This is a genomic window from Mesorhizobium sp. RCC_202 (assembly GCF_041355295.1).
Taxonomy (GTDB): domain Bacteria; phylum Pseudomonadota; class Alphaproteobacteria; order Rhizobiales; family Rhizobiaceae; genus Mesorhizobium.
Window position 1 is genome coordinate 297,629 of record NZ_JBFUPO010000004.1, and the last position, 24,631, is coordinate 322,259.

The 24,631-nt window shown below is 62.9% G+C and carries 24 protein-coding genes; 15 read left to right on the forward strand and 9 right to left on the reverse strand.

All coding sequences use genetic code 11. The features are described from left to right. Positions 1–11: 11 nt before the first annotated feature. Both AB6802_RS11535 and AB6802_RS11540 read right to left on the reverse strand, forming a co-directional pair. Positions 12–734 carry an SDR family oxidoreductase gene (locus AB6802_RS11535; protein ID WP_371010222.1) on the reverse strand — a complete coding sequence of 241 codons (723 nt, stop codon included), beginning with the start codon at positions 732–734 and terminating at the stop codon, positions 12–14. Then, a complete protein-coding gene (locus tag AB6802_RS11540) occupies positions 731–1,570 on the reverse strand; it encodes an SDR family oxidoreductase (protein WP_371010223.1) in 840 nt (279 codons plus the stop codon). The genes AB6802_RS11535 and AB6802_RS11540 overlap by 4 nt, the downstream gene beginning before the upstream one ends. A 103-nt stretch (positions 1,571–1,673) precedes the next feature. On the opposite strand from AB6802_RS11540, the gene AB6802_RS11545 reads away from it, so the two are divergent. Continuing rightward, positions 1,674–2,540 carry a helix-turn-helix transcriptional regulator gene (locus AB6802_RS11545; protein ID WP_371010224.1) on the forward strand — a complete coding sequence of 289 codons (867 nt, stop codon included), beginning with the start codon at positions 1,674–1,676 and terminating at the stop codon, positions 2,538–2,540. A gap of 51 nt (positions 2,541–2,591) precedes the next feature. Here AB6802_RS11545 and AB6802_RS11550 read toward each other — a convergent pair whose 3' ends face one another. Beyond that, entirely contained in the window at positions 2,592–3,227 is a 636-nt protein-coding gene (locus tag AB6802_RS11550) for a TetR family transcriptional regulator C-terminal domain-containing protein (RefSeq protein ID WP_371010225.1), read from the reverse strand. 227 nt (positions 3,228–3,454) lie between these two features. Here AB6802_RS11550 and AB6802_RS11555 point away from each other — a divergent pair, with 227 nt between their 5' ends. From AB6802_RS11555 to AB6802_RS11570, 4 genes are all read left to right on the forward strand, one after another. After that, positions 3,455–4,783 carry an aspartate aminotransferase family protein gene (locus AB6802_RS11555; protein ID WP_371010226.1) on the forward strand — a complete coding sequence of 443 codons (1,329 nt, stop codon included), beginning with the start codon at positions 3,455–3,457 and terminating at the stop codon, positions 4,781–4,783. 70 nt (positions 4,784–4,853) lie between these two features. Further along, the gene (locus AB6802_RS11560) at positions 4,854–6,104 is read left to right on the forward strand and encodes a Zn-dependent hydrolase (protein WP_371010227.1); all 1,251 of its coding nucleotides are present in this window, start codon (positions 4,854–4,856) and stop codon (positions 6,102–6,104) included. Between the two features lie 61 nt (positions 6,105–6,165). Continuing rightward, positions 6,166–7,617, forward strand: coding sequence for a dihydropyrimidinase (gene hydA / locus AB6802_RS11565; RefSeq protein WP_371010228.1), 1,452 nt, complete (start codon positions 6,166–6,168; stop codon positions 7,615–7,617). 1 nt (position 7,618) lies between these two features. Next, a complete protein-coding gene (locus tag AB6802_RS11570; RefSeq protein WP_371010229.1) occupies positions 7,619–7,996 on the forward strand; it encodes a hypothetical protein in 378 nt (125 codons plus the stop codon). A gap of 23 nt (positions 7,997–8,019) precedes the next feature. On the opposite strand, the gene AB6802_RS11575 is transcribed toward AB6802_RS11570, so the two are convergent. Further along, entirely contained in the window at positions 8,020–8,424 is a 405-nt protein-coding gene (locus AB6802_RS11575; protein WP_015317160.1) for a cupin domain-containing protein, read from the reverse strand. 116 nt (positions 8,425–8,540) lie between these two features. On the opposite strand from AB6802_RS11575, the gene AB6802_RS11580 reads away from it, so the two are divergent. Genes AB6802_RS11580 through AB6802_RS11600 form a run of 5 tightly spaced genes read left to right on the forward strand, consistent with a single transcriptional unit; the run spans position 8,541 to position 12,873 of the window. Then, a complete protein-coding gene (locus AB6802_RS11580; protein ID WP_371010230.1) occupies positions 8,541–9,332 on the forward strand; it encodes an ABC transporter ATP-binding protein in 792 nt (263 codons plus the stop codon). Then, positions 9,325–9,840 carry an endonuclease domain-containing protein gene (locus AB6802_RS11585; protein WP_371010470.1) on the forward strand — a complete coding sequence of 172 codons (516 nt, stop codon included), beginning with the start codon at positions 9,325–9,327 and terminating at the stop codon, positions 9,838–9,840. The genes AB6802_RS11580 and AB6802_RS11585 overlap by 8 nt, the downstream gene beginning before the upstream one ends. Then, positions 9,833–10,711 (forward strand): ABC transporter permease, encoded by an 879-nt coding sequence (locus AB6802_RS11590; RefSeq protein ID WP_371010231.1) that lies wholly within the window; start codon positions 9,833–9,835, stop codon positions 10,709–10,711. Before AB6802_RS11585 ends, AB6802_RS11590 begins: the two co-directional genes overlap by 8 nt. Next, complete coding sequence (locus AB6802_RS11595; protein WP_371010232.1) at positions 10,708–11,862, forward strand: ABC transporter permease; 1,155 nt, start codon at positions 10,708–10,710, stop codon at positions 11,860–11,862. The genes AB6802_RS11590 and AB6802_RS11595 overlap by 4 nt, the downstream gene beginning before the upstream one ends. Positions 11,863–11,901: 39 nt before the next feature. After that, a complete protein-coding gene (locus AB6802_RS11600) occupies positions 11,902–12,873 on the forward strand; it encodes an ABC transporter substrate-binding protein (RefSeq protein WP_371010233.1) in 972 nt (323 codons plus the stop codon). A 134-nt stretch (positions 12,874–13,007) separates the two neighbouring features. On the opposite strand, the gene AB6802_RS11605 is transcribed toward AB6802_RS11600, so the two are convergent. Continuing rightward, on the reverse strand, positions 13,008–13,466 hold the full coding sequence (locus tag AB6802_RS11605; RefSeq protein WP_371010234.1) for an Lrp/AsnC family transcriptional regulator: 459 nt from the start codon (positions 13,464–13,466) through the stop codon (positions 13,008–13,010). Positions 13,467–13,588: 122 nt separating this feature from the next. Here AB6802_RS11605 and AB6802_RS11610 point away from each other — a divergent pair, with 122 nt between their 5' ends. Both AB6802_RS11610 and AB6802_RS11615 read left to right on the forward strand, forming a co-directional pair. Next, entirely contained in the window at positions 13,589–14,872 is a 1,284-nt protein-coding gene (locus AB6802_RS11610; RefSeq protein WP_371010235.1) for a cystathionine gamma-synthase family protein, read from the forward strand. Between the two features lie 158 nt (positions 14,873–15,030). Continuing rightward, positions 15,031–15,480 carry a CHRD domain-containing protein gene (locus AB6802_RS11615; RefSeq protein WP_371010236.1) on the forward strand — a complete coding sequence of 150 codons (450 nt, stop codon included), beginning with the start codon at positions 15,031–15,033 and terminating at the stop codon, positions 15,478–15,480. A 57-nt stretch (positions 15,481–15,537) separates the two neighbouring features. Here AB6802_RS11615 and AB6802_RS11620 read toward each other — a convergent pair whose 3' ends face one another. From AB6802_RS11620 to AB6802_RS11630, 3 genes are all read right to left on the reverse strand, one after another. Continuing rightward, positions 15,538–17,187, reverse strand: a complete 1,650-nt coding sequence (locus AB6802_RS11620) for a thiamine pyrophosphate-binding protein (RefSeq protein ID WP_371010237.1) — start codon at positions 17,185–17,187, stop codon at positions 15,538–15,540. Next, the gene (locus AB6802_RS11625) at positions 17,184–18,359 is read right to left on the reverse strand and encodes a CaiB/BaiF CoA transferase family protein (protein WP_371010238.1); all 1,176 of its coding nucleotides are present in this window, start codon (positions 18,357–18,359) and stop codon (positions 17,184–17,186) included. The genes AB6802_RS11620 and AB6802_RS11625 overlap by 4 nt, the downstream gene beginning before the upstream one ends. A gap of 80 nt (positions 18,360–18,439) precedes the next feature. Further along, positions 18,440–19,372 carry an alpha/beta fold hydrolase gene (locus AB6802_RS11630; RefSeq protein ID WP_371010239.1) on the reverse strand — a complete coding sequence of 311 codons (933 nt, stop codon included), beginning with the start codon at positions 19,370–19,372 and terminating at the stop codon, positions 18,440–18,442. A 330-nt stretch (positions 19,373–19,702) separates the two neighbouring features. Between AB6802_RS11630 and AB6802_RS11635 the strand changes: the two genes are divergently transcribed. Beyond that, on the forward strand, positions 19,703–20,719 hold the full coding sequence (locus tag AB6802_RS11635) for a ribonuclease (RefSeq protein WP_371010240.1): 1,017 nt from the start codon (positions 19,703–19,705) through the stop codon (positions 20,717–20,719). A 76-nt stretch (positions 20,720–20,795) separates the two neighbouring features. After that, positions 20,796–21,398 carry a hypothetical protein gene (locus AB6802_RS11640; RefSeq protein WP_371010241.1) on the forward strand — a complete coding sequence of 201 codons (603 nt, stop codon included), beginning with the start codon at positions 20,796–20,798 and terminating at the stop codon, positions 21,396–21,398. Positions 21,399–21,423: 25 nt separating this feature from the next. Here the strand turns inward: AB6802_RS11640 and AB6802_RS11645 are convergent, their stop codons facing one another. Continuing rightward, positions 21,424–22,701 carry a GGDEF domain-containing protein gene (locus tag AB6802_RS11645; RefSeq protein WP_371010242.1) on the reverse strand — a complete coding sequence of 426 codons (1,278 nt, stop codon included), beginning with the start codon at positions 22,699–22,701 and terminating at the stop codon, positions 21,424–21,426. A gap of 245 nt (positions 22,702–22,946) precedes the next feature. On the opposite strand from AB6802_RS11645, the gene ettA reads away from it, so the two are divergent. After that, complete coding sequence (gene ettA / locus AB6802_RS11650) at positions 22,947–24,596, forward strand: energy-dependent translational throttle protein EttA (protein ID WP_371010471.1); 1,650 nt, start codon at positions 22,947–22,949, stop codon at positions 24,594–24,596. Positions 24,597–24,631: the final 35 nt, after the last annotated feature.

A 24,631-nucleotide genomic window follows, 5' to 3' on the forward strand; every position in this document is an offset into this window, starting at 1 on the left:
CGCCATGCCATTTACGCCGCGAACCTAAGGCCACCATCGCAGGTCAGCACCTGGCCGGTCATGAAGCCGTTGGAGACGAGGAAGGCAATCGCGTCGGCGACATCCTCGGCGCGGCCGATGCGGCCGACCGGGGTCTTGCCGGCATATTCGGCGAACACCGCCCGCCGCTGCTCGCCGGGCAGGAAATCCCACCACGGCGTGTCGATGACGCCCGGCGCCACGACATTGACGCGCAGCGGTTTCAGCTCGACCGCCAGGATCGGCGCGACAGTCAACAGCATGCCGTTGATGGCGCCGATGCCGGCGACGCCGGGCGCCGTCATCTGAGCGGATACTGCCGAGATGAAGGTGACCGATCCGGATTTGTTCAGCGTCGGCAGGGCCGCTTGCAGACAGGACAATTGCGGCCGCACTTTCTCCTCGACGCCGCTGCCGATATCGGCAAGGTCGAGGGTTCCGAACGGCCCCAGGCCCTTGCCGCCGCTCGCCGCCAGCACGAGGTGATCGAACGGGCCGAGACGTTCGAAGAATTGACGGACCTCATCGGGTTTCGAAGCGTCGAAGGCGGCCTTTTCGGCGGCGCCACCAAGGCCCTTCCAGGCGCTGACGAGTTTGTCCTGGTTGCGCCCGGTGATGGTCACCTTCATGTCCGGACCGAGGAGCTTGCGCGCGGTTGCCAGGCCGATGCCGGAGGAACCGCCGATGATAACGGTGTGCTCTGTTTTGCTGGTCATGAATTCTGTTCCTTGAATTTTGAGGCAGCCAGTCCGACAAGGTCGAGGCTTAGGCTTCGCAATTGTTGTCTTGCCCTGGCGTCGTATGCCTGGGCATCCGCGCGAGACTCGCGCTGGCCGTCGAAATAGAGGCCGCTGCGCCCCTCGAGCGCCGGCGACGTTGCAAGGTTGAGGATGGCGTCGGCGCCGGTCTCGACCGAGCTCCACGGCTGGACGCCGGCCTGGCGGACCATGGTCGTGTCCATGTAGCTCGCCGGATGCAGGGCGTTAACCGTGACGCCGGCGCCTTTGAGCTGTTCGGCCAGATCGACGGTGAACAGGATTTGCGCCAGCTTGCTCTGGCAGTAGGCGCGCACGCCGCTATAGCCATGCGTCAGCATGACGTCGTCGAAGTCGATCGCCTGCTGGCCGGCCGAGGCGACATTGACGATGCGCGCCGGTGCGCTGGTCTTCAGCAATGGCAGAAGTTCGGAGGTCAGCAGGAAACCTGCAAGATAGTTGACGGCGAAACGCAATTCGTAGCCGTCGGCGCCGAGCTGCCGCTTGGCGCTTGCCGTGCCGACGCCGGCATTGTTGATCAATATGTCGAGCCGGTCGGTCCTGGCCCGGACGGCATCGGCAAGCCGCCGTACCTCGGCCAGCGACGACAGGTCGGCGATAAGGAATTCGGCCTTGCCGCCTTTGGCTTCGATGGCGGCGACGACTGTCTTGGCGCGGCCCTGGTCGCGGCCATGCACCAGCACACGGGCGCCGGCGGCGCCAAGCCGTTCGGCAACGACGCGGCCGACACCGTCGGTCGAGCCGGTGACGAGAACTGTTTTGTTTGTGAGATCCATGTTCAGAGCCTCCTTGTGCTGCTCTGAACGCAAAGATGGGACAAAGCGCCGATCCCAAACAGTTCAAACTTTATCCTGGTATCGGTACTGCTATAATAGCTCCATGGACACCATCGCCCCCGAAGATCACCGCCGCCGCGAGCTTGGCGCTTTCCTGCGCTCGCGCCGCGAGCGGCTTGCGCCCGAAACCGCCGGCATTGCCTGTGGCGCGCGGCGGCGCACGCCGGGCCTGAGGCGTGAGGAAGTGGCGATGATCGCCGGTGTCGGCACCACCTGGTACACCTGGCTGGAGCAGGGCAGGGACGTGCGGCCGTCGGTCGAGGTCCTGACCGCGTTGTGCGAGGCGCTGCGGCTCGACGGCGCCGAGCAGCGGCATCTGTTCACGCTCGCTGGCCGCCAGCAGCCCGAACAGCGGCGCATCGTTGCGGGAAAGGTCGAGGGGCCCTTGCTGCATATGCTGCAGAGCCTGGTGCTGCAGCCCGCTTACATCGTCGGCCCGCGCTGGGACGTGCTGGCATGGAATGACGCGGCGGTTGCCATCTTCGGCGACTACGGCCTGCTCGAGGGCGACGCCCGCAACATCATCCACGGCGTGTTCACCGATCCGCACCGGCGGCATTTGCTGGTGGACTGGGAACAGCTCGCCCGCGCGACCCTTGCCGCGTTTCGCGCCGAGAGCGCGAAATATGTCGGCGATCCAGATTTCGAACGGCTGATCGCACTGATGATGCGCTCAAGTCCCGAGTTCCGGGAATGGTGGCCGCAGCGCGATGTCGTCCACCGCCTGTCCGGCATGAAGCATCTGCGCCACCCGGTCGCCGGCGCGATGGTGTTCGAGCACATGAGCCTGTCGATCGATGACGGCTCGGACATGAAGCTGATCGTCTACACGCCGCTGGCCGAACAGAACTCGATCGCCAAGCTGCGCAAGTTGCTTGAGGCGCGGCCGGCGGAGAAGCGCAGCGCTTGAGGGTGGCTGGTGGCAGCCCCTCCGCCTCGCCCTAGAATGACGAAACCATTTTTAGCCTTTCGGCTTCAGCCCATCCAGGAACAGCTGCTCCAGGAAACGTGCCGCGTCCTCGAAGCGGCCGTCGCCGCCGCGGTCGGGCCCAAGCACCGCGCGGACCTGGACGTCGAAATCGGCATAATGCTGCGTCGTTGCCCAGATCGAGAAGATCAGGTGCCAGGGATCGGTTCGGGCGATCTTGCCGGCGCGCATCCAGCCCTTGATGACGTTGGCTTTCTCGTTGACCAGCGTCTTCAGCTCGCCCTCCAAGAGCGGCATGATGCGCGGCGCGCCTTGCAGGATCTCGTTGGCGAACAGCCGGCTCTCGCGCGGGAAATCGCGTGCCATTTCAAGCTTGCGGCGGATGTAGCTCCTGAGCTCAGTCAGCGGATCGCCGATGTCGTCCAGTTCCTTGAGCGGCGCCAGCCAGGTGTCGAGCAGGCGCTGCATCAACGTCTCGTGAATGTCTTCCTTGCGACGGAAGTAATAGAGAAGGTTCGGCTTCGACATGCCGGCGGCATCGGCGATCTGGTCGATGGTCGAGCCGCGAAAACCGTTGGTCGAGAACACCTCAAGCGCGGCTTCCAGGATGAGCTCACGCTTTTCCTGCTGGATGCGGGTACGACGAGGGGCTTCCGTACCGGTGTTCACCGTTGCCAACCCTCGTGTTGATGGCCGTCTGGACCAATTCTCTGGACCAGTTTTTCCCCAGGCTGTGGAACGCACTTCAGCAGCCGCATTTCCGCTAGTAATCCCTTGACCGCCGACAGGGCGGTGCTAACGTTTGTCCAACCGGTCAAAATTTTGCGTAGCACGAAAACGCAGCAAAGACCAAGCGTTGGCCGCATCGAAACAGGTTACAAGGGGAAGTCTTGGTCATGTCCAACCGGCTGAAAGTCACGCCGAACGATCTCAGCGCATTCTGGATGCCGTTTACGGCAAACCGGCAGTTCAAGCAGGCGCCGCGCATGTTCGTGTCCGCAAAGGACATGCATTACACCACCAGCGATGGCCGCAAGGTGCTGGACGGCACCGCCGGCCTGTGGTGCGTCAATGCCGGCCACTGCCGGCCGAAGATCACCGAGGCGATCCAGAGCCAGGCCGCCGAGCTCGACTATGCGCCGGCCTTCCAGATGGGCCATCCCATCGTCTTCGAGCTGGCGAACCGCCTGGTCGACATCGCGCCGCAGGGCATGGACCATGTCTTCTTCACCAATTCCGGTTCGGAATCGGTCGAGACCGCGCTGAAAATGGCGATCGCCTATCACCGCGTGAAGGGCGAGGGCTCGCGCACCCGTCTCATCGGCCGCGAGCGCGGCTATCACGGCGTCAATTTCGGCGGCATCTCGGTCGGCGGCATCGTCACCAACCGCAAGATGTTCGGCACGCTGCTCGGCGGCGTCGACCATCTGCCGCATACGCATCTGCCGGAGAAGAACGCTTTCACCAAGGGCGTGCCGGAATATGGCGCGGAGCTCGCCAATGAACTGGAGCGGCTCGTCACGCTGCATGACGCCTCGACCATCGCGGCCGTCATCGTCGAGCCTGTCGCCGGCTCCACCGGCGTCATCCTGCCGCCGAAAGGCTATCTGCAGAAGCTTCGGGAAATTTGCACGAAGCACGGCATATTGTTGATTTTCGATGAAGTGATCACCGGTTTCGGCCGTCTCGGCGCGCCGTTCGCGGCTGATTATTTCGGCGTCGTTCCAGACATCATGACCACCGCCAAGGGCGTCTCCAACGGCGTCATCCCGATGGGCGCGGTGTTCGTGAAGAAGGAAATCCACGACGCCTTCATGACCGGCCCCGAGCACATGATCGAGTTCTTCCACGGTTACACCTATTCGGGCAATCCGATCGCCTGCGCCGCCGCGCTCGGCACCTTGGACACCTACAAGGAAGAGGGCCTGCTCACCCGTGGCGAAGAGCTGGCGCCGTATTGGGAAGACGCGCTGCATTCGCTGAAGGGCGAGCCGCATGTCATCGACATCCGCAACATCGGCCTGATCGGCGCGATCGAACTGGCGCCTATTCCCGGCAGCCCCACCAAGCGGGCCTTCTCGGCCTTCGTCAAGGCGTTCGAGCGCGGCGCGCTGATCCGCACCACCGGCGACATCATCGCGATGTCGCCGCCGCTGATCATCACCAAGGGCCAGATCAACGAACTGATCGACCATGTGCGTGAAGTGTTGAGGTCGATAGACTGACCGATCCAAGCCAACCGGGCGGTGGCGGGAACCACCGCCCGGCTGGCGACATGAAATAAGAGGGTTTTGAATGGCCGCCCCCGGCGAGAATCTGCGAATCAATTCAGACCGTTTGTGGGACTCCCTGATGGAGATGGCGAAGATCGGCCCCGGCATTGCCGGCGGCAACAATCGCCAGACCGTGACCGATGAGGACGGCGAGGGCCGGCATCTGTTCAAGCGTTGGTGCGATGCCGCCGGGCTCGAAATGGGCGTCGACGAGATGGGCACCATGTTTGCCCGTCGCGAAGGCGCCGACCCAAGCCTGCCGCCGGTCTATGTCGGCAGCCACCTCGATACGCAGCCGACCGGCGGCAAGTATGACGGTGTGCTCGGCGTTCTCGGCGGGCTGGAGATCATCCGATCGCTCAACGATCTCGGCATCAAGACCAGACACCCGATCGTCGTTACCAACTGGACCAACGAAGAAGGCTCGCGCTTTGCCCCGGCGATGATGGCGTCGGGCGTGTTCGCCGGCGTGCTCGACCAGGCCGATGTTTATGCGCACACCGACAAGGCCGGCAAGAAATTCGGCGAGGAGTTGGAGCGCATCGGTTGGAAAGGCACCGAGAAGGTCGGTGATCGCAAGATCCACGCCTTCTTCGAATTGCATATCGAGCAGGGGCCGATCCTGGAAGATGAAGGCATCGACATCGGCGTCGTCACCCATGGCCAGGGCCTGAAATGGCTGCAGGTGACGCTGACCGGCAAGGAAGCGCATACCGGCTCGACACCGATGCCCAAGCGCCGCAATGCCGGGCTCGGCATGGCCCGCGTCATCGAGCTGGTGCATGAGATCGCGATGGACTACCAGCCGGACGCCGTCGGCGCGGTCGGCCATATGGAGATCTATCCCAATTCGCGCAACATCATTGCCGGCCGCACCGTGTTCACCATCGACATCCGCTCGCCGGAAAAGGAAGTGCTGGATGCGATGAACGCCCGCATCCGCGAAGGCATCGACACGATCTGCGAGGCGCTCGACATCAAGCATGAAATCCAAGAGGTCGGCGCTTTCGATCCGGTGACCTTCGACAAGAGCTGCGTCAAGGCGATCCGCGACGCGGCCGAACGCCTCGGCTATACGCACCGCAACATCGTGTCCGGCGCCGGTCACGACGCATGCTGGATCAACCGCGTCGCACCGACCGCCATGGTGATGTGCCCGTGCGTTGACGGGTTGTCACACAACGAGGCCGAGGAAATCTCCAAGGAATGGGCGAGCGCCGGCGCCGACGTTTTGTTCCACGCGGTGGTGGAAACGGCGGGAATCGTGGCGTGAACTGAAATCCGGTTTCAAACGACGCTCAAAAGAAGCGCGGCAAGAACAAGGGAACACGACAATGACCAAAGTTATCCGCAACGGGACCGTTGTGACCGCCGACCGCAGCTGGAAGGCGGACGTGCTGATGCAGCACGGCAAGATCGTCGCCATCGGCTCTAACCTGCATGGCGATCATGAGTTCGACGCCACAGGCTGTTATGTCATGCCGGGCGGCATCGATCCGCACACGCATCTCGAAATGCCCTTCATGGGCACCTATTCGGCCGACGATTTCGAATCCGGCACCCGTGCAGCGCTTTCCGGCGGCACCACGATGGTCGTCGATTTCTGCCTGCCGGCGCCGCAGCAGTCGCTGCTCGAAGCGCTGCAGATGTGGGACAACAAAACCTCGAAGGCGGCCTGCGACTACTCCTTCCACATGGCGATCACCTGGTGGGGCAAGCAGGTGTTCGACGAGATGGCTAAAGTCGTCGACCGCGGCATCACCTCGTTCAAGCACTTCATGGCCTATAAGGGCGCGCTGATGGTCGACGACGACGAGATGTATGCGTCGTTCCAGCGCTGCGCCGATTTGGGCGCGCTGCCTTTGGTCCATGCCGAGAATGGCGACGTCGTCGCGGCGCTGTCGCAAAAACTGCTGGCGGCCGGCAACAACGGGCCGGAAGGTCACGCCTATTCGCGTCCGCCGGAAGTGGAAGGCGAGGCGACAAACCGCGCCATCATGATCGCCGACATGGCCGGCGTGCCGCTCTATGTCGTGCATGTCTCGTGCGAGCAGAGCCATGAGGCGATCCGCCGGGCGCGCCAGAAAGGCATGCGCGTGTTCGGCGAGCCGCTGATCCAGCATCTGACGCTGGATGAGACCGAATATTTCAACAAGGACTGGGACCATGCGGCGCGGCGCGTGATGAGCCCGCCCTTCCGCAACAAACTGCATCAGGATTCGCTGTGGGCCGGCCTGCAGGCCGGATCGCTGCAAGTGGTGGCGACCGACCATTGCGCCTTCACCACCAAACAGAAGCGCAACGGCGTCGGCGATTTCACCAAGATCCCCAACGGCACCGGCGGCCTCGAAGACCGGCTGCCGATGCTGTGGACGACCGGCGTCAACACCGGCCGGCTGACGATGAACGAGTTCGTCGCGGTGACCTCGACCAACATCGCCAAGATCCTCAACATGTATCCGAAGAAGGGCGCGATCGTCGAAGGTGCGGATGCCGACATCATCGTCTGGGATCCGAAGCGCAAGAAGACGATCACAGCCGGAAAGCAGCAGTCGGTGATCGACTACAACGTCTTCGAAGGGTTCGAGGTGACCGGCCTGCCGCGCTTCGTCTTCTCGCGTGGCGAACTCTCGATCCAAGAAGCCGAGGTCAAAGCCAAGATGGGCCATGGCGAGTTCGTCGCCCGTGAGCCGAACGCCGCAGTCAACCGGGCGCTGTCGACCTGGAAGGAGATTTCCGCGCCGCGCAGGGTCGAACGTACCGGCATTCCGGCGACGGGGGTTTGAGATGCGGCGCGGGGGGCTGGTTTTCACCGCTGTCTTGATCGTTGCCGCCAGCCATGCGTCGGCGGCCGGCATCGACCTTTCGAAGCCCTATGGCGACAAATATGGCTGCATCAATCGGAATGGCCAGGAAGTCGCCGCCGACCAGATGCTGCTTTTGACCGACAAGGAACTGATCACGGCTGCCAGCGCCTGCACCTTCAGCGACACCAAGGCACAGGCCGACGGATCGTTGGGGGTCACCGCAAAATGCGAGGCGGAAGGCGAAGAGGGGCAGGCGCCGACCAAGTTCACCATCAAGCGCAGCGCAAAGAACGCAAAGAAGCTGGTGGTGGCCGATGACGACGGCAATGTGATGGGCGAAGTCTCCCGGTGCAAATGACGACGGGAGGGTTTCACCCTGTTTCAGGCAACCAGCGCATCCAGTTCCGGCAGCAGCACGACGCTTTCCTGCTCGTTGGGATCGGTGCGGGCGATCACGGCCGAAGAGGGGGCGTTGCTCAGATTGGCCGGCAGATGCGGCACGCCAGCCGGGATGTAGAACAGGTCGCCGGCCTTGACGACGATGTGGTGTTCGAGCCGGTCGCCATACCAGGTGTGAACCTCGCCGGAGAGCACGTAGATCGCGGTCTCGTGGTTCTCGTGCAGATGCGCCTTGGCGCGAGCGCCGGGCGGCATGGTGAGCACATGCATGCAGATGCCGGAGGAGCCGACCGACTCCGTGGCGATGCCGGCGAAATAGGTCAATCCCTGCTTGCCTTCATAAGTGCTTTCAGGGCGGATAAGATGACAGGTGGGTTTGGGCGACATCGGCAAAGCTCCGGGCGTCGATCAGTTGGGACTGGACGAGTGGAAAACAACATCAAGGCAAATGCAATCGCATTTCATCCGGCACGGCAGCGGCTGCGAAAGGCAGGCGCCAACCAATGACGGACACATCGCCAGCCGTCGTTTCGGCAAGCAAACTTGGCCTCACCTTCCAGACCAATGACGGTCCGGTGCAGGCGCTGTCCAATGTCGACCTGAGCATCGGCAAGGGCGAGTTCGTCTCCTTTATCGGACCTTCCGGCTGCGGTAAGACCACGCTGCTGCGCGTCATCGCCGATTTGGAAAAGCCAACCTCGGGGACCATTTCGGTCAACGGCATGTCGCCGGAGCAGGCGCGCGAGAAACGCGCCTATGGCTACGTCTTCCAGGCCGCGGCGTTGTTTCCATGGCGCACCATCGAGCGCAATGTCGCGCTGCCGCTGGAGATCATCGGTCTCAGCCAGGCCGAGCAGGCGCAGCGCATCAAGCGCACGATGGAACTCGTCAACCTCGCCGGCTTCGAGAAGAAATACCCCTGGCAGCTTTCCGGCGGCATGCAGCAGCGCGCTTCGATCGCCCGCGCACTCGCCTTCGATGCCGATCTCTTGTTGATGGACGAGCCGTTCGGCGCGCTGGACGAGATCGTGCGCGACCACCTCAACGAGCAATTGCTGGAATTGTGGGGCCGCACCAGCAAGACGATCTGCTTCGTCACCCATTCGATCCCGGAGGCGGTGTATTTGTCGACGCGCATCGTGGTGATGTCGCCAAGGCCTGGCCGCGTCACCGACATCATCGAATCGACGCTGCCCAAGGAGCGGCCGCTCGATATTCGCGAGACACCGGAGTTCTTGGCCATTGCGGCAAGGGTGCGCGACGGGCTGCGGGCCGGGCACAGCTATGATGATTGAGCGGGGCGAGTTTCCTCCTCTCCCCACCGGGGAGAGGGTGGCCGGAGCGAAGCGGAGGTCGGGTGAGGGGCCGTCTACTGGCCCGACCAAAAGAACAGCGGGCGCAACGGCCCGAGCCCGAGAGCTTCGGCTTGACGAAACCGAGGCTGAGTACAGGCTCTGGGGCGAACTGAGAGGGCGCCATCTCAATGGCTACAAGTTCGTGAGGCAAGTGCCGCTAGGCCCTTTCTTCGCGGATTTTGTTTGTCGTGAGAAAGCGTTGATTGTGGAAATAGACGGTAGCCAGCACGCGGAATCTCCAACGGATGCAGCCAGGACCGCTTGGCTGAATCGCCACGGCTATTCTGTTCTCAGGTTCTGGAATCAGGAGGTTCTCGCCGAGCGACGGGCGGTGCTGGATACTATCCTGGCTGTGCTTGAGGGGCGGATACACTCACCCTCACCCGGCCTCCGCTTCGCTCCGGCCACCCTCTCCCCGGTGGGGAGAGGAGGGGGCGCCCATGGATAGCTTCCGCTCCAAACTCATCCCCGTCACCTCGATCCTCCTGGGTGTGGTGGTCGTCTGGTACGTCTTCGCCGTCATCCTCAACGCGCCGTTCCAGCGCGATCTCGACCGCCGCGCCAACCAGGCCCCCGGCACCATCGAATTCATCGGCAAGACGCTGGCGCAGCCGAAGCCGACGCTGCCGGCGCCGCATCAGGTGGCCGTGAATTTCTTCGAGAACACCTTCCTGCGGCCCGTCAATTCGAACCGCAGCCTTGTCTACAATGCCTGGGTGACGCTGTCCTCGACGCTGCTCGGCTTTGCCTTCGGCACGGCGCTCGGCATCATCATTGCCGTCGGCATCGTGCATGTGGCGACGCTCGAGCGCAGCCTGATGCCGTGGATCATCGCCTCGCAGACCATTCCGATCCTGGCCGTGGCGCCGATGATCATTGTCGTTTTGGCGGCGGTCGGCATCACCGGGCTGATTCCGAAGGCGATGATCTCGACCTATCTGTCGTTCTTCCCGGTGACGGTCGGCATGGTGAAGGGGCTGCGCTCGCCGGAGATCATGCATCTCGACCTGATGCACACCTACAATGCCAGTTCCTCGCAGACCTTCTGGAAATTGCGTGTGCCAGCCTCGGTGCCGTTCCTGTTCACCTCGATGAAAGTGGCGGTCGCCGCGAGCCTGGTCGGCGCCATTGTCGGCGAATTGCCGACAGGTGCCGTTGCCGGCATCGGCGCCAAGCTTCTGGCCGGCGCCTATTACAGCCAGTCCATCGACATCTGGTCGGCGCTGGTCGCCGGCTCGATCGTGGCCGCACTTCTGGTGATGGCTGTAGGCATCGCCGGACGCATCGTCGACCGCGCCATGGGCGGGAGGCCGGCATGAACTGGCTGAGGCCCTCCTGGCAGGCGGTGCTTGCTGTCCTTCTTTGCCTTATCGCCGTGGCGCTCGGCGCCATGTCGAAACCGGAAGTGGCGGCCCTGGCGCAACCCACTGCGAGCATTGCCTATCCCTATATGGGGGCAAAGAACTTGATCATCGGCTTGCTGCTGATCGCGGCCTTGATCTCGATGGCGAGGCTGACGCCGATCGTCGAGGCCGTCTTGCTGTTCGTCGGCGCTCATGCCGCCGCCTGGCTCCTGATCAAAGGCATAGCCGGCTTTGAGGGCACGGCACTGGCGCCATATTTCCTGCTGCTTGCCGCCGCCTGGCTGCTTGCCTGGCGCTGCGTTGCCTTGCTGTCCTCATTGCGCCCAAGCGAAAGCCTGGCGAGGACCGCGCTGCGCCTCATCATCCCGGCGATCTTCGGCGCCTGGATCCTGATCATCTGGGAAGCGGTGACGCGCGGCGCCGGCGTGCCGTTCATCCTTTTGCCGCCGCCGAGCGCCATCGGCGTGCGTATTGCCAGTTCGCTGCCGATACTCGGTGCCGATGTACGGCAGACGATCCTCAAGGCAGTGATCTTTGGCTACATCGTAGGCAATCTCTCCGGCTTCGCCGTCGCCATCCTGGCCGACCGCGTGACGTTTCTCAGGCGCGGCTTGCTGCCGATCGGCAATATGGTGTCGGCGCTGCCGATCATCGGCGTGGCACCGATCATGGTGATGTGGTTCGGCTTCGACTGGCCGTCCAAGGCGGCGGTCGTCATCATCATGACCTTCTTCCCGATGCTGGTGAACACGGTCGCCGGGCTTGCCGCTTCCGGCCATATGGAGCGCGACCTGATGCGCACCTATGCGTCGGGCTATTGGCCGACCTTGCTGAAGCTCCGGCTGCCGGCGGCAATGCCTTTCATCTTCAACGCGCTGAAGATCAACTCGACGCTGGCGCTGATCGGCGCCATCGTAGCGGAGTTCTTCGGCACGCCGGTCGTCGGCATGGGCTTTCGCATCTCGACCGAGGTCGGGCGCATGAACATCGACATGGTATGGGCCGAAATCGCAGTTGCAGCCCTTGCGGGTTCGGTCTTTTATGGCGTGGTCGCTCTCATCGAGAGAGCCGTCACGTTTTGGCATCCCTCTGTCCGAGGTGGATAGGGGCGGTGGGTTTGGGTGCTAACTTCAGAGGGTAAAAACATGAAAAGACTGCTGATTTCCGCTTTGGCCGGCGCCATGTCGCTGGCCGCCTTCCAGGCGATGGCCGCCGACAAGGTGACGCTGCAATTGAAATGGGTCACGCAGGCCCAGTTCGCCGGCTACTATGTCGCCAAGGCCAAGGGTTTTTATGACGCCGAAGGCCTCGACGTCGACATCAAGCCGGGCGGCCCGGATATTGCGCCGGAACAGGTGATTGCCGGCGGCGGCGCCGACGTCATCGTCGACTGGATGGGCGGCGCTCTGGCCGCCCGCGACAAGGGCGTGGGGCTCGTCAACATCGCCCAGCCCTTCAAGAAGGCGGGCATGGAACTGGTCTGCCCGAAGGACGGCCCGATCAAGACCGAGGCCGACTTCAAGGGCCATACGCTCGGCGTCTGGTTCTTCGGCAACGAATATCCGTTCTACGCCTGGATGAACAAGATCGGCCTCAAGACAGACGGCGGCGCGGACGGCGTCACCGTCTTGAAGCAGAGCTTCGACGTGCAGCCGCTGATCCAGAAGCAGGCCGACTGCATCTCGGTCATGACCTACAACGAATACGGCCAGGTGCTCGATGCCGGCTACAAGCCCGAAGACCTGACCGTGTTCAACTACTCGGCCATGGGCAACGATCTGTTGGAGGACGGGCTTTATACGCTTGAGGACAAGCTCAAGGATCCGGCCTTCGAGGACAAGATGGTGCGCTTCGTGCGCGCCTCGATGAAGGGCTGGAAATACGCCACCGAGAACACCGACGAGGCGGCGGGCATCGTCGTGGACGCCGGCGGCCAGGACGAGAACCACCAGAAGTTCATGATGAAGGAAGTGGCCAAGCTGATCGACAACGCCGACGGCAAGCTGATCCCGGCGGCCTACGAGCGCACCGCCAAGGCGCTGCTCGACCAGAAGATCATCACCAAGGAGCCGACCGGCGCCTACACGACCGCGGTGACCGACAAGGCGATCAAGTAAGCTCGGCCGAACATTTCGACTTTGAACGCGGCGCCTCTGGATAGAGCGGTTCGACAGAACCGCTCTATCTGTTTTGTTTGATGCATGTCGTCGTCCCAAAACCGCCGCACACTTTTGGGCGACATGCATCGGCGTCAGTGGCGCCGTTCCTTTATGGTGTTCATGACGAAGCTGGTCTCGATCGACGCGACGCATTTCAGCCGCGCGATCTTTTCCTTGATGAAGCGCTCATACTGTTCAAGGTTGCCGGTCACCACTTTGAGCACATAGTCGCGCGAACCGGTGACGAGGTGGCATTCCAGCACCTCGTCCCAGCCACGGATCGCGTCCTCGAACATGACGATCTCGTCCTCGTTCTGGCGGCTGAGCCGTATGGTGGCGATGGCGACCATGCCCCAGCCGAAGGCTAACGGGTCGACCAGCGCGGTGTATCCTCTAATCACGCCGGTCTCCTCCAGGCGCCGTACGCGCCTCAGGCAGGGCGACGGCGACAGGCCGATCCGCTCGGCAAGCTCGTTGTTGGTGATGCGGGCATCGGCCTGCAGTTCGCGCAGGATCTTGCGGTCGAAATCGTCGGCTATCTTCTGCTGCACTTTTCATCTCTCCAGGCAGTTTGTTGCCGAGAGGCAGCCATGCGAGGTCAAAAATAGCAAGGACTGGCTGATCGGGATCGCATAAATTGCCAAGCGACATCACTCGAAAAGCAGGAAAAGCCATGACCGCGCCGCGCCCGTCGAAGACCCATATCGGCAACCATAAGCTCCATCCGGAGACACTGATGCTGAGCTATGGCTTCGATCCGCAACTGTCTGAAGGCGCCGTCAAGCCGCCGGTGTTTTTGACCTCGACCTTCGTGTTCAAGTCGGCGGAAGAGGGGCGCGACTTCTTCGACTACACGTCTGGCCGCAAGGACCCGCCGAGCGGCACGGCATCGGGTCTCGTCTATTCGCGCTTCAACCATCCCAACAGCGAGATCGTCGAGGACCGGTTGGCGATCTACGAGGGAACGGATGCCTGCATCCTGTTTTCGTCCGGCATGTCGGCGATCGCGACGACGCTGCTAGCCTATGCCCGGCCGGGCGATGTCATCCTGCATTCGCAGCCGCTTTATGGCGGCACCGAGACGCTGCTGACGCGTACGCTCGCCGGCTTCGGCATCGATGCAGTGGGCTTCGCGGATGGCGTCGACGAGAAGGCGGTGCGTGCGGCCGCTGACGCCGCCACGGCCAAGGGCCGCGTTTCGGTGATCCTGATCGAGACGCCGTCGAACCCGACCAACAGCCTTGTCGACATCGCGCTGATGCGCAGGATCGCCGACGAGATCGGCGTTAGCCAAGGCACGACGCCGATCATCGTCTGCGACAACACGCTGCTCGGCCCGGTGTTCCAGCGGCCGATCGAGCACGGCGCCGATGTTTCTGTCTACTCGCTGACCAAATATGTCGGCGGCCATTCCGACCTGATCGCGGGCGCCGCCATGGGCGGCAAGGCGGTCACCAAGCCGATCAAGGCACTGCGCGGCGCGATCGGCACGCAGCTTGACCCACATTCCTGCTGGATGCTCGGCCGCTCGCTGGAGACGCTGTCGATCCGCATGGAACGGGCCAACGACAATGCGCGGCTGGTCGCCGAATTCCTGCGCGATCATGCCAAGGTCGAGAAGGTCCACTATCTGCCGTTCCTGGGCGAGGATACGGCGGCGGGGCGCGCCTACAGGGCGCAATGCACTGGTGCTGGCTCGACCTTCTCCTTCGATATCAAAGGCGGGCAGAAGGCGGCTTTCGCCTTTCTGAACAATTTGCAGATCTTCAAGCTGGCGGTGAGTCTCGGCGGCACGGAATCGCTCGCCAGCCATCCTGCGGCGATGACCCATTCCGGCATTCCCTTTGACGTTCGCCAGCGCATCGGCGTGCTCGAAACCACCGTCAGGCTGTCAATCGGCGTCGAGCATCCTGACGATCTGATCGCCGACCTGACGCAGGCGCTGGCGGCGGTCTGACGTCCGGTCTTTGGAAAAGGGGGCGGGCAGCCGCGCCATTTTATGGTGCGCGGTAAAATAAGCGTGTCCAGGGATACATCGGGTCGCTCAACCGTTTGAGTGATGCATCCGCGCGCCGGGGAGCCGTGGAGGGTGTTTGCAATCAACGGAGGTTCTTCATGCGCATCCTATCCGTGCCGATGCTTTCGGCGCTGGCCGTTTCGACCGCTTTCCTGCTCGCATCCCCGGCCATGGCCGAGGTGGTGAAGTACAAGGCGACGCTCGACGGCAGCCAGCAGAGCCCGCCCGTCACCACCAAGGGCAAGGGAACCGCGACGTTCACCTATGACACCACCAAGAAGAAGCTGAGCTGGAACGTGAAATATTCCGGCCTCAGCGGGCCGGCGATTGCTGCTCACATCCATGGGCCGGCGGCGATGGGGGCGAATGCCGATCCGGTTATTCCGTTCAAGGGCAAGCTGAAGAGCCCGATCAAGGGATCGGCGACGTTGACCGATGCGCAGGCGACCGACCTCGAAGCCGGCAAGTATTATGTCAACGTCCACACCGCCGCGAACAAGGATGGCGAAATCCGCGGCCAGATCGAGAAGGCCGGCGGCGCGATGTAAAGACGCAAAAGGGGCGGTTCGCCGCCCCTTTTGTCGTGCGGCAGCAGAAGGCCTGCCTCAACTCCTGTCGCGGATCTGCGTCAGCGTGCGGGTCGGCGTGATCGCTTCGGGATCGAGCTTGATCTCGACGATCGCCGGCTTGCCGCTGGCGCGCGCGCGTTCGAAAGCAGGCGCGAAGTCTTCGGTCTTCTCGACCGTCTCGCCATGGCCGCCATAGGCGCGGGCCAGCGCGGCAAAGTCCGGGTTCTTCAGATCGGTGGCGACGACGCGGCTCGGATATTCCCGCTCTTGATGCATGCGGATGGTGCCGTAAATGCCGTTGTTAACGACGATGACGATGATCGGCAGGTCATATTGGATCGCCGTCGCGAATTCCTGGCCGTTCATCAGGAAGCAGCCGTCGCCGGCAAAGGCAACCACGGTGCGATCCGGGAACAGCGATTTGGCGGCGACCGCGGCCGGCGTGCCGTAGCCCATCGAGCCTGAAGTCGGCGCTGCCTGCGTGCCGAAGCGGCGCGAGCGGTAGAAGCGATGCACCCAGGTCGCGTAATTGCCGGCGCCGTTGGTGAGGATGGCGTCTTCCGGCAGAACCTTCGCGAGATGCTCGATGATCGGACCCATATGAACGGCGCCCGGACCGGTCCGGGGCGGCGTCGACCATTCCAGATAGGCGGTATGCGCCTTTTCCGTCTCACCCGCCCATACAGGCTTGGCCGCCGGCTTGCGCTTGGCGAAGGCTTCGACGAAGGCGGCGGGCGAAGCATTTATCGCCACGGTCGGCCGGTAGACGCGGCCCAGTTCGCCGGCGTCGGCATGGACATGCACAAGCGCCTGGTCGGGGTAGGGGCTTTTCAACAGCGTGTAGTCGGAAGACGGCATCTCGCCCATGCGGCCGCCGATCAACAGCACGACGTCGGCCGCCTTGATCTGTGCCGCCAGCTTGGGATTGATGCCGATGCCGACATCGCCGGCATAATTTTGATGAAGATGGTCGAACAGCATCTGGCGGCGGAAGGAACAGCCGACCGGCAGCGACCATGTCTCGGCGATCGCGCGGATATCAGCCACCGCTGCCTCGTTCCAGCGTGTGCCGCCGAGGATGACGAACGGGCGCTTGGCATTGCTCAATAGCATCTGCAGCGCATCGAGCTCGGCTTCACCGGGACGGGTCTCGACCGGCGTGTGAGGAAGCGCTTTGGGAGCGTCGACCTCGCTGGTCAGCATGTCCTCGGGCAGCGAGATGACGACCGGGCCGGGCCGGCCCGAGGTCGCGACCGCGAAGGCGCGGGTGACGAATTCGGGAATGCGCGCGGCATCGTCGATCTCGACCACCCATTTGGCGATGTCGCCGAAGAAGCGCTTGTAGTCGACCTCCTGGAAGGCCTCGCGCTCCTTGGCATGGCTGGCGACCTGGCCGATGAACAGGATCATCGGCACGGAATCCTGCATGGCGATGTGGACGCCGGCCGAGGCGTTGGTAGCGCCGGGGCCGCGGGTAACGAAGCAGATGCCGGGCTTGCCGGTCAGCCGCCCCTGGCAATCGGCCATCATCGCGGCACCGCCTTCCTGGCGGCAGACGATGGTGCGGATCGCCGAGTCGTGCAGCGCGTCGAGCACCGCGAGGTAGGATTCGCCAGGAACGCAAAAGATGCGGTCGGTGCCGTTGGCTTCGAGCGCCTCGACGATCAGTTGTCCGCCGGTCTTCATTTGGCTGATCTCTCCAGTTCGGCAAGAATTTCTTGTGTGTGTTCGCCAAGGCGCGGCGAGGGGCGCTCATAGACCAGTGGCGTGCCCGACATCACCATCGGCGCGCGCACCGAAGGCAGCAGATTGCCGTGGCCGTCGTCAAGATCGAGGCGCATGCCGCGCGCGATCGTCTGCGGGTCGGAAAACATCTGGCCGATGGTGTTGATAGGGCTCGCCGGCACGCCGGCGGCTTCGAGTTTGGCCAGCAGCGGATCGCGGTCGAGCGTTGCCAGCCTATCGACGATCGTCTCGCGCAGTTTCACGCGATTGGCAACGCGAGCCGGATTGGTGGCGAAATCGGGGTTGGCAGGCAAATCCGTCAGGCCGACCGCGGCGCAGAATTTGCCGAACTGGCCGTCATTGCCGACCGCCAGGATGATATGGCCGTCCTTGACCGGCAGCACCTCGTAAGGCGCGATGTTCATATGGGCATTGCCCATCTGCACCGGCGACTTGCCGGAGACCAGATAATTGAGGTTCTGGTTGCCGAGCGCCGAGATCTGGCTGTCGAACAGCGCCATGTCGATATGCTGGCCTTCGCCGGTCTTTTCAGCGTGGCGCAGCGCTGCCTGGATGGCGATCACCGAATAGAGGCCGGTGAACAGGTCGGAGATGGCGACGCCGGCCTTCTGCGGCTCGCCACCGGGCTCGCCGGTGATCGACATCATGCCGGCCATCGCCTGGATGATGAAATCGTAGCCGGCGCGTGGCGCATACGGCCCGTCCTGGCCGAAGCCGGTGATCGAGCAATAGACGAGGCGCGGATTGATCGCCTTCAGGCTCGCATAGTCGAGGCCGTATTTCTTGAGGCCGCCGAGCTTGAAGTTTTCGATCAGCACATCGGCGGTGGCAACGAGCTGGCGAAGTGTCGCGGCGCCTTCCGGCTTGGAGAAATCGACGGCGATCGAGCGCTTGCCGCGATTGCAGGAATGGTAATAGGCGGCCGACAGGTTCTCGCCGTCATGGCTCATGACGAAGGGCGGACCCCATTTGCGGGTATCGTCGCCGCCGTCCGGGCTCTCGACCTTGATGACATCGGCGCCGAGATCGGCAAGCAGCTGCCCGGCCCAGGGGCCGGCCAGGATGCGGGCGAGTTCGATAACGCGGATGCCTTTCAGCGGGGGTTCGGCCATGGATCACCGTGGTTGGATGAAGGGCAGCCTCTAGCAACAGCGGCCGGCTATGTCACGATTCATGCGATAGGCCACGCCGATCAGGGTTTCAGCACGCCATCCGCCCATGCAACGAAATCGTCCATGACGGCGTCGCGGTTGATCTCGTTCAGGCTTTCGTGGCGGGTCTCGGCGTAAACCTTTGAAACCAGATTCGAAAAGCCCATTGCGCGCATACGCCGGGCAAGGTGATCGACCGCCTTGCCGTAGTCGGAAGCGGGATCCTTCTCGCCGCCGACGATGCTGACGGGGAGATCACGCCTGATGCCGGTAAAGCCGGAATCCTTGCCGCCATTCAACGCCATGCTGACGACGTCGCGCCACATCGAGATAGAGGCGTCCCAGCCGCACAGCGGATCGGCGATGTATTTCGCCACTTCGGCCTCGTCGCGCGACAGCCAGTCGAATAATGTCTTGTGGTTGGGCACGGCCTTGCCCCAGGCCTGGAAGGTCAGCCTGGGCAAGATACGCGAAGGGACATCGGAGCCGAGCCTGAACCGCTCATAAGCGAGGATCGCGAGCGCAAGCTGACCAAGCAGGCCTTGCGAGAAATTGCCGTTCCAGATTGCGGCGGCGTGGATGCGCGGCGAGTGCGCCAGCAGGAAGTTCAGCGCAACCGATGCGCCAAAGGAATGGCCAAACAGAATGACCGGCAGGCCAGGGCGGTCCTTGGCGACCAGATCGTGGACAGCCGCGACATCGGCAATGACCTTGGACGGGCCATCGTTGCCGGCGAACCTGCCGAGCGGCGCGTCGGGCGCCTTTGTCGTGCCGTGGCCGCGATGGTCATGGGCGTAGACGTGAAAGCCGCGCGTACTGAGGAAATCGGCGAAGCGGGCGTAGCGCGCCGCATGCTCGGCCAGTCCATGATTGATCTGGACAACCGCGCGCGGATTTCCCGCCGCCTGTTTCACATAGAGATTGAGGTCGGCCCCGGTCGGTGAGGCCAGCCTGGTCTGCTTGTCGAATGGCATGTGTCGCTCCCTAGAGCGACATGATTTCAAGTCGATTCGACCTGAAATCATGGCGCTCTAAATCCCAGAGATAGAGCATGATGACGCCCGAAAACCGCATCACACTTTTCGGCATCATGCTCTGGGCGACTGTTGGGCGAGGGTTTGGTCGGCGTCAAGAGAGCAACGCGTAGCGCCCGGCCCGGGCTCAAATCCGGCAAAGGCATTGAACCGGCAGTGGATCGCCTGGGGATTGTTTCTTCGTGACATGAAAAAGATCGCAATTCTGACACGACGGCTGTTCTAGTGTGATGAGTCCGGTTCGGATGAATGATTGCTGGGAGACGTGGAATGCGGGTTTCGGGACTGTGGGGTGCAATTGTTCTGGCTGTGGCTGGCGCGAGCGCGGCGCATGCGGACGTGAAGCTGAGCGGGACATTCGTATCCGACAGCGCCTGTCCGGCGACGCAGGCCATCAAAAGCGGGAAAAACCCGGGCAATATCTCGACCGAGGCGGGCAAGAGCTACCAGCTGCTCTCCGGCAACAAGGACCAGCCGACCCACTATCTCATCCAGGTGCCGGGCGCCGATCCGGATCGGCGCTGGGTGGCGATCGGCTGCGGCCATGTCACAGGCGGCAGTGCCGCGACCACGACGGCGCCGTCGCCGGCTGACCAGGGCAAGCCGTCGAAATCGGCTTCCGGCAAACCGGAATATATCTTCGCGCTGAGCTGGCAGCCGGCTTTCTGCGAAACCAAGGCCAGCAAGCCCGAATGCAAGGCGCAGAGCCCAAGCGAGTTCGACGCCTCGCATTTCACCTTGCACGGCCTTTGGCCCCAGCCCAACGGCAATTTCTATTGCCAGGTCCCGGCGAGCGACAAATCCAACGACAATCCGGCGCATTGGGGCGACCTGCCGGCCGTCAATCTCGACGCCAACACCCGCGCCGAACTCGACCAGGTGATGCCCGGCACCGCATCGAAGCTCGAGCGCCACGAATGGATCAAGCACGGCACCTGCTACGGCAAAAGCCAGCAGGAGTATTTCTCCGATGCGCTCAATCTGATGCGCGCGGTGAACGCCTCGCCGGTGCGCGACCTGTTCAACCAGAATATCGGCAAGCAGTTGACCTCGGACCAGATCCGCCGCGCCTTCAATGAAGCCTTCGGCGCCGGCGCCGGCGACCGTGTGCGCGTCTCCTGTCTGGTCGATCCGTCGAGCGGCCGCAGGTTGGTCGGCGAACTGACGCTCGGTATTTCCGGCCCGATCGGTCCCGACAGCAAGCTCGGCGACCTGATGATGGCCGCCGCGCCGACCGGCAAGGCCGGCTGCCCGAAAGGCACGGTCGACGCGATCGGCTTCCAATAAGTCGTACCCCTGTCGCTTTGCCGACGCGGTGATATGCTGCCCGGGCATTTCATTCGGCGGGGTGGCGATGAGCGGAATGACGAGCGGTGCCCTGGCGCGGCTGGCGTTCTGGGCCAGGGGCATGACGGCGATCCAGGACGCCCGCATGGAATGGCCCGGCTTTTCCTACACCGAGCCCGAGTGGGCGCGCATGCGCGTGCTTGCCGCGCCGATCGGAGCCGCCAGGTACCAGCTCTTCACGATGGTCAATGCCGCGATCTTTATCGCAATCGCGGCGCTCGGCATCTTTTGCGTCTTCCTTCCGATGGCGACCTTGTTGTTCCCGGTGCCGGCCGAGACCAGCGCACTAAAATTCTCGCTTCTGCTGGCGGCTTGCGCTTTCCTGATCATCGGCCTCGGCCTGCCGGTCTCGCTTCGGCTGTCGAGCATGCTTGTGGCCTCCAAGGAGATACGCGTCGGTCTGGTTGCCGAAGCGGGCGACGAGGCGTTGGCGGCAAAAGTCTCGTGGCAGATCAACCGCATCATGCTGGTCATGTGCGGGCTGCTCGTCCCTGGCATCCTGCTGTTCATCACCTACAACATCGATGCCGGTCCGATCATCGCCACGCTGAAGTGGGTGGCGATCGTCCTGATGGGTATTTCGACTACGGTCGGCGCCCTGCGGCGCAAGCGGAGCTGATCGCGTCTGCGAGCTTTTAACGGCTCTAAGCCGTTTTCGGAGCCGCCTTCAGGATGATCGCTTCGCTGCCCGGCTCGCCGACGACGCGATCGCGGCCGCTCAGCTTGGCCTTGTAGAGACGCTGGTCGGCTAGCGCGAAAATATCGGCCAGGCAGCGGGTCGTCTCGCTGACGGTTGAGACGCCGGCACTCACCGTTATCTTGAAGCGGTTGGTGTGTACCGAGGCCTTGACGGCATTTCTGATGCTTTCACCGAGCAATCTGCCGCCTGCATGCGGCTGTTGGCAAAGGATGGCGAATTCCTCGCCGCCGATGCGGAAGACCTGGTCGTTGCCGCCGACCGTCTCGGCGAGCATAGCGGCCATCGATTTCAACACCTTGTCGCCCTCGGCATGGCCGAAGCGGTCATTGATCGACTTGAAATGATCGACATCGACGATGAGCAAGCTGAGCGGTCTGCCGGTCCTGATGGCGCCGGCGACGGCGGACTCGCCGTCGGCGTCGAAGCTGCCGCGATGGAGCAGGCCGGTCAGTCCGTCGCGGCCGACATATTTGATCAGCGCCTCGTAACGCTCACGGTAGGTGAGGGTATCGAAGATGTCGGAGAGGCCACGCGGGACCGCGATATCGGTATCCTCGACCCATCGGAGATAGGCGATGAGCATGCCGCTATAGGCAAGTGCCGCCGCCATCTTGGCGAACCAGCCGCCGAAGAACACCTCAATCGGCGCGCCGGCGACGAAATGCAAGGCGGTGAAGAAGCCGATCTGGTCGAAGGTCAGCACGCAGGCGACCGATGCCAGGATGCGGACGAACGGCCTCTGGCGCAGGAAGGCGCCGAGCTTCTCGTAAAGCAGGATGATCAGGATGGCGTCGATGAAGAGCAGCGTGGTGCCCCAGACCATCAGCCAGCCCATTTCGTCGATGAAGCCGATATCGGGCACCTTGCCGTCCGGAAGCACCGCGATCGCGTGCAGGCGCAGAATCAGCACCAGGCCGATCATCAGCGCGTTGCCAAGCAGCAGGCCGTAGATCGGCTGGCGCACGGTCGCGGCGTCCTCCTTCATGTAGAGCAACAGGAGCATGACCAGCTTGCCGGAGAAGAGTACGGCCGAGCCCGGCGAGACCATGCCGAAGGGCAGCGCGACATAAAAGACGCTGGCGAGATAGGTTTCGAGGAAGTGCATGGCGCCGAGCGCGCAGATGAACACGCCAAGGCCGATGCGGCGCCTGAAGCGAAAAAGCGTGACCATGGCGCCGAAATACAGAACCGCTTCGGCAAGGAGCAGGGCACCGTTCAGCACTTCGTCGATCCGATCCTTCCCCGAAATCGCGGCCTGGCCGAGATTCCCAACCTATTATCGTTTTGAAGGCGAATGGTTAACCGCTTCTTTCGGCGAGCGAGGAAAGCTGTAAACGCCGATTGTCCGTGAAGGAGCCTCGATTGGCCGCCGTCACACCGAAAGCGATTGCCGTTCGGCGCTTCATCGCCTACATAGCGGCCAACCCCCATTCAAACCTGACACTCAAGTATCCAGGGAAAGCGCGCGTGGCACGCCAGTTCATCTATCACATGTCCGGCCTGTCGAAGGCCTATGGCACCAAGAAGGTGCTCGATAACGTTCACCTGTCCTTCTATCCAGACGCCAAGATCGGCATTCTGGGCCCCAACGGCTCGGGTAAGTCGACGATCCTGCGCATCATGGCCGGGCTCGACAAGGAGTTTCAGGGCGAGGCGTGGCTGGCCGAGGGCGCCACGGTTGGCTATCTGCCCCAGGAGCCGCATCTCGACCCGAACAAGACCGTGATGGAAAACGTCATGGAAGGCGTCGCCAAGAAGACCGCCATCATCGAGCGCTACAACGAGCTGATGATGAACTATTCCGACGAGACGGCGGATGAGTCCGGCAAGCTCCAGGACGAAATGGACCGGCTCAATTTGTGGGATCTCGAGCAGCAGGTCGAGATGGCGATGGATGCGCTGCAGTGCCCGCCAGGCGATTCCGAAGTGACCAACCTGTCGGGCGGCGAGCGTCGCCGCGTCGCGCTTTGTCAGCTTCTGTTGCGCCAGCCCGACCTTTTGCTGCTCGACGAACCGACCAACCATCTCGACGCCGAGACCACGGCGTGGCTGGAAAAGCACCTGCGCGATTATCCGGGCTCGGTGCTGATCATCACCCACGACCGCTACTTCCTCGACAACGTCACCGGCTGGATCCTCGAACTCGATCGCGGCCGCGGCATTCCTTACGAGGGCAACTACACCAGATATCTCGATGCCAAGGCCAAGCGCCTGATCCAGGAAGGCCGCGAGGACGACGCCCGCCAGAAGTCGATCTGGCGCGAGCGCGAGTGGATCCAGTCCTCGCCCAAGGCGCGCCAGACCAAGTCGAAGGCGCGTATCAAGGCCTATGAGGAATTGGTCGAGCAGTCGCAGAACCGCAAGCCGACCGACACGCAGATCGTCATCCCGTCGAGCGAGCGTCTCGGCAATGTCGTCATCGAGGTCGAGGGTCTCAACAAGGGTTTTGGCGACGAGCTGCTGATCGAGAACCTGTCGTTCAGGCTGCCGCCGGGCGGCATCGTCGGCGTCATCGGCCCGAACGGCGCCGGCAAGACGACGCTGTTCAAGACCTTCACCGGCCAGGAAAAGCCGGATGCCGGCACTGTGCGCATCGGCGAGACGGTCAAGCTCGGCTATGTCGACCAGAGCCGCGACGCGCTGGATGGCAGCAAGACCGTGTGGGAGGAAATCTCGGGCGGCGCCGAAATCATCAAGCTCGGCAAGCACGAGATCAACAGTCGCGCCTATTGCTCGTCCTTCAACTTCCGTGGCGGCGACCAGCAGCAGAAGGTCGGCAACCTCTCCGGCGGTCAGCGCAACCGCGTGCATCTGGCCAAGATGCTGAAGAACGGCGGCAATGTCCTGCTGCTCGACGAACCGACCAACGATCTCGACACCGAAACGCTGGGCGCGCTGGAAGACGCGCTCGAAGCCTATGCCGGCTGCGCCGTCATCATCAGCCACGATCGCATGTTCCTCGACCGCATGGCGACCCATATGCTCGCCTTCGAGGGCGACGCGCATGTCGAATGGTTCGAAGGCAATTTCGAGGAATATGAGAAGGACAAGCTGCGCCGCCTCGGCGCGGAAGCGGCAGCCCCGCACCGCATGACGCACAAGCGGCTGACGCGGTAGGCCAGCCGCGATCCGTTGCAGGCGGTGTTCGTTTG

What these genes read in the sequence shown, in the direction of transcription:
- AB6802_RS11535 (WP_371010222.1), bottom strand. Translation starts at nt 734, where the DNA reads ATGACCAGCAAAACAGAGCACACCGTTATCATCGGCGGTTCCTCCGGC.
- AB6802_RS11540 (WP_371010223.1), bottom strand. Translation starts at nt 1,570, where the DNA reads ATGGATCTCACAAACAAAACAGTTCTCGTCACCGGCTCGACCGACGGT.
- AB6802_RS11545 (WP_371010224.1), top strand. Translation starts at nt 1,674, where the DNA reads ATGGACACCATCGCCCCCGAAGATCACCGCCGCCGCGAGCTTGGCGCT.
- AB6802_RS11555 (WP_371010226.1), top strand. Translation starts at nt 3,455, where the DNA reads ATGTCCAACCGGCTGAAAGTCACGCCGAACGATCTCAGCGCATTCTGG.
- AB6802_RS11560 (WP_371010227.1), top strand. Translation starts at nt 4,854, where the DNA reads ATGGCCGCCCCCGGCGAGAATCTGCGAATCAATTCAGACCGTTTGTGG.
- hydA (WP_371010228.1), top strand. Translation starts at nt 6,166, where the DNA reads ATGACCAAAGTTATCCGCAACGGGACCGTTGTGACCGCCGACCGCAGC.
- AB6802_RS11570 (WP_371010229.1), top strand. Translation starts at nt 7,619, where the DNA reads ATGCGGCGCGGGGGGCTGGTTTTCACCGCTGTCTTGATCGTTGCCGCC.
- AB6802_RS11575 (WP_015317160.1), bottom strand. Translation starts at nt 8,424, where the DNA reads ATGTCGCCCAAACCCACCTGTCATCTTATCCGCCCTGAAAGCACTTAT.
- AB6802_RS11580 (WP_371010230.1), top strand. Translation starts at nt 8,541, where the DNA reads ATGACGGACACATCGCCAGCCGTCGTTTCGGCAAGCAAACTTGGCCTC.
- AB6802_RS11585 (WP_371010470.1), top strand. Translation starts at nt 9,325, where the DNA reads ATGATTGAGCGGGGCGAGTTTCCTCCTCTCCCCACCGGGGAGAGGGTG.
- AB6802_RS11590 (WP_371010231.1), top strand. Translation starts at nt 9,833, where the DNA reads ATGGATAGCTTCCGCTCCAAACTCATCCCCGTCACCTCGATCCTCCTG.
- AB6802_RS11595 (WP_371010232.1), top strand. Translation starts at nt 10,708, where the DNA reads ATGAACTGGCTGAGGCCCTCCTGGCAGGCGGTGCTTGCTGTCCTTCTT.
- AB6802_RS11600 (WP_371010233.1), top strand. Translation starts at nt 11,902, where the DNA reads ATGAAAAGACTGCTGATTTCCGCTTTGGCCGGCGCCATGTCGCTGGCC.
- AB6802_RS11610 (WP_371010235.1), top strand. Translation starts at nt 13,589, where the DNA reads ATGACCGCGCCGCGCCCGTCGAAGACCCATATCGGCAACCATAAGCTC.
- AB6802_RS11615 (WP_371010236.1), top strand. Translation starts at nt 15,031, where the DNA reads ATGCGCATCCTATCCGTGCCGATGCTTTCGGCGCTGGCCGTTTCGACC.
- AB6802_RS11620 (WP_371010237.1), bottom strand. Translation starts at nt 17,187, where the DNA reads ATGAAGACCGGCGGACAACTGATCGTCGAGGCGCTCGAAGCCAACGGC.
- AB6802_RS11625 (WP_371010238.1), bottom strand. Translation starts at nt 18,359, where the DNA reads ATGGCCGAACCCCCGCTGAAAGGCATCCGCGTTATCGAACTCGCCCGC.
- AB6802_RS11630 (WP_371010239.1), bottom strand. Translation starts at nt 19,372, where the DNA reads ATGCCATTCGACAAGCAGACCAGGCTGGCCTCACCGACCGGGGCCGAC.
- AB6802_RS11635 (WP_371010240.1), top strand. Translation starts at nt 19,703, where the DNA reads ATGCGGGTTTCGGGACTGTGGGGTGCAATTGTTCTGGCTGTGGCTGGC.
- AB6802_RS11640 (WP_371010241.1), top strand. Translation starts at nt 20,796, where the DNA reads ATGACGAGCGGTGCCCTGGCGCGGCTGGCGTTCTGGGCCAGGGGCATG.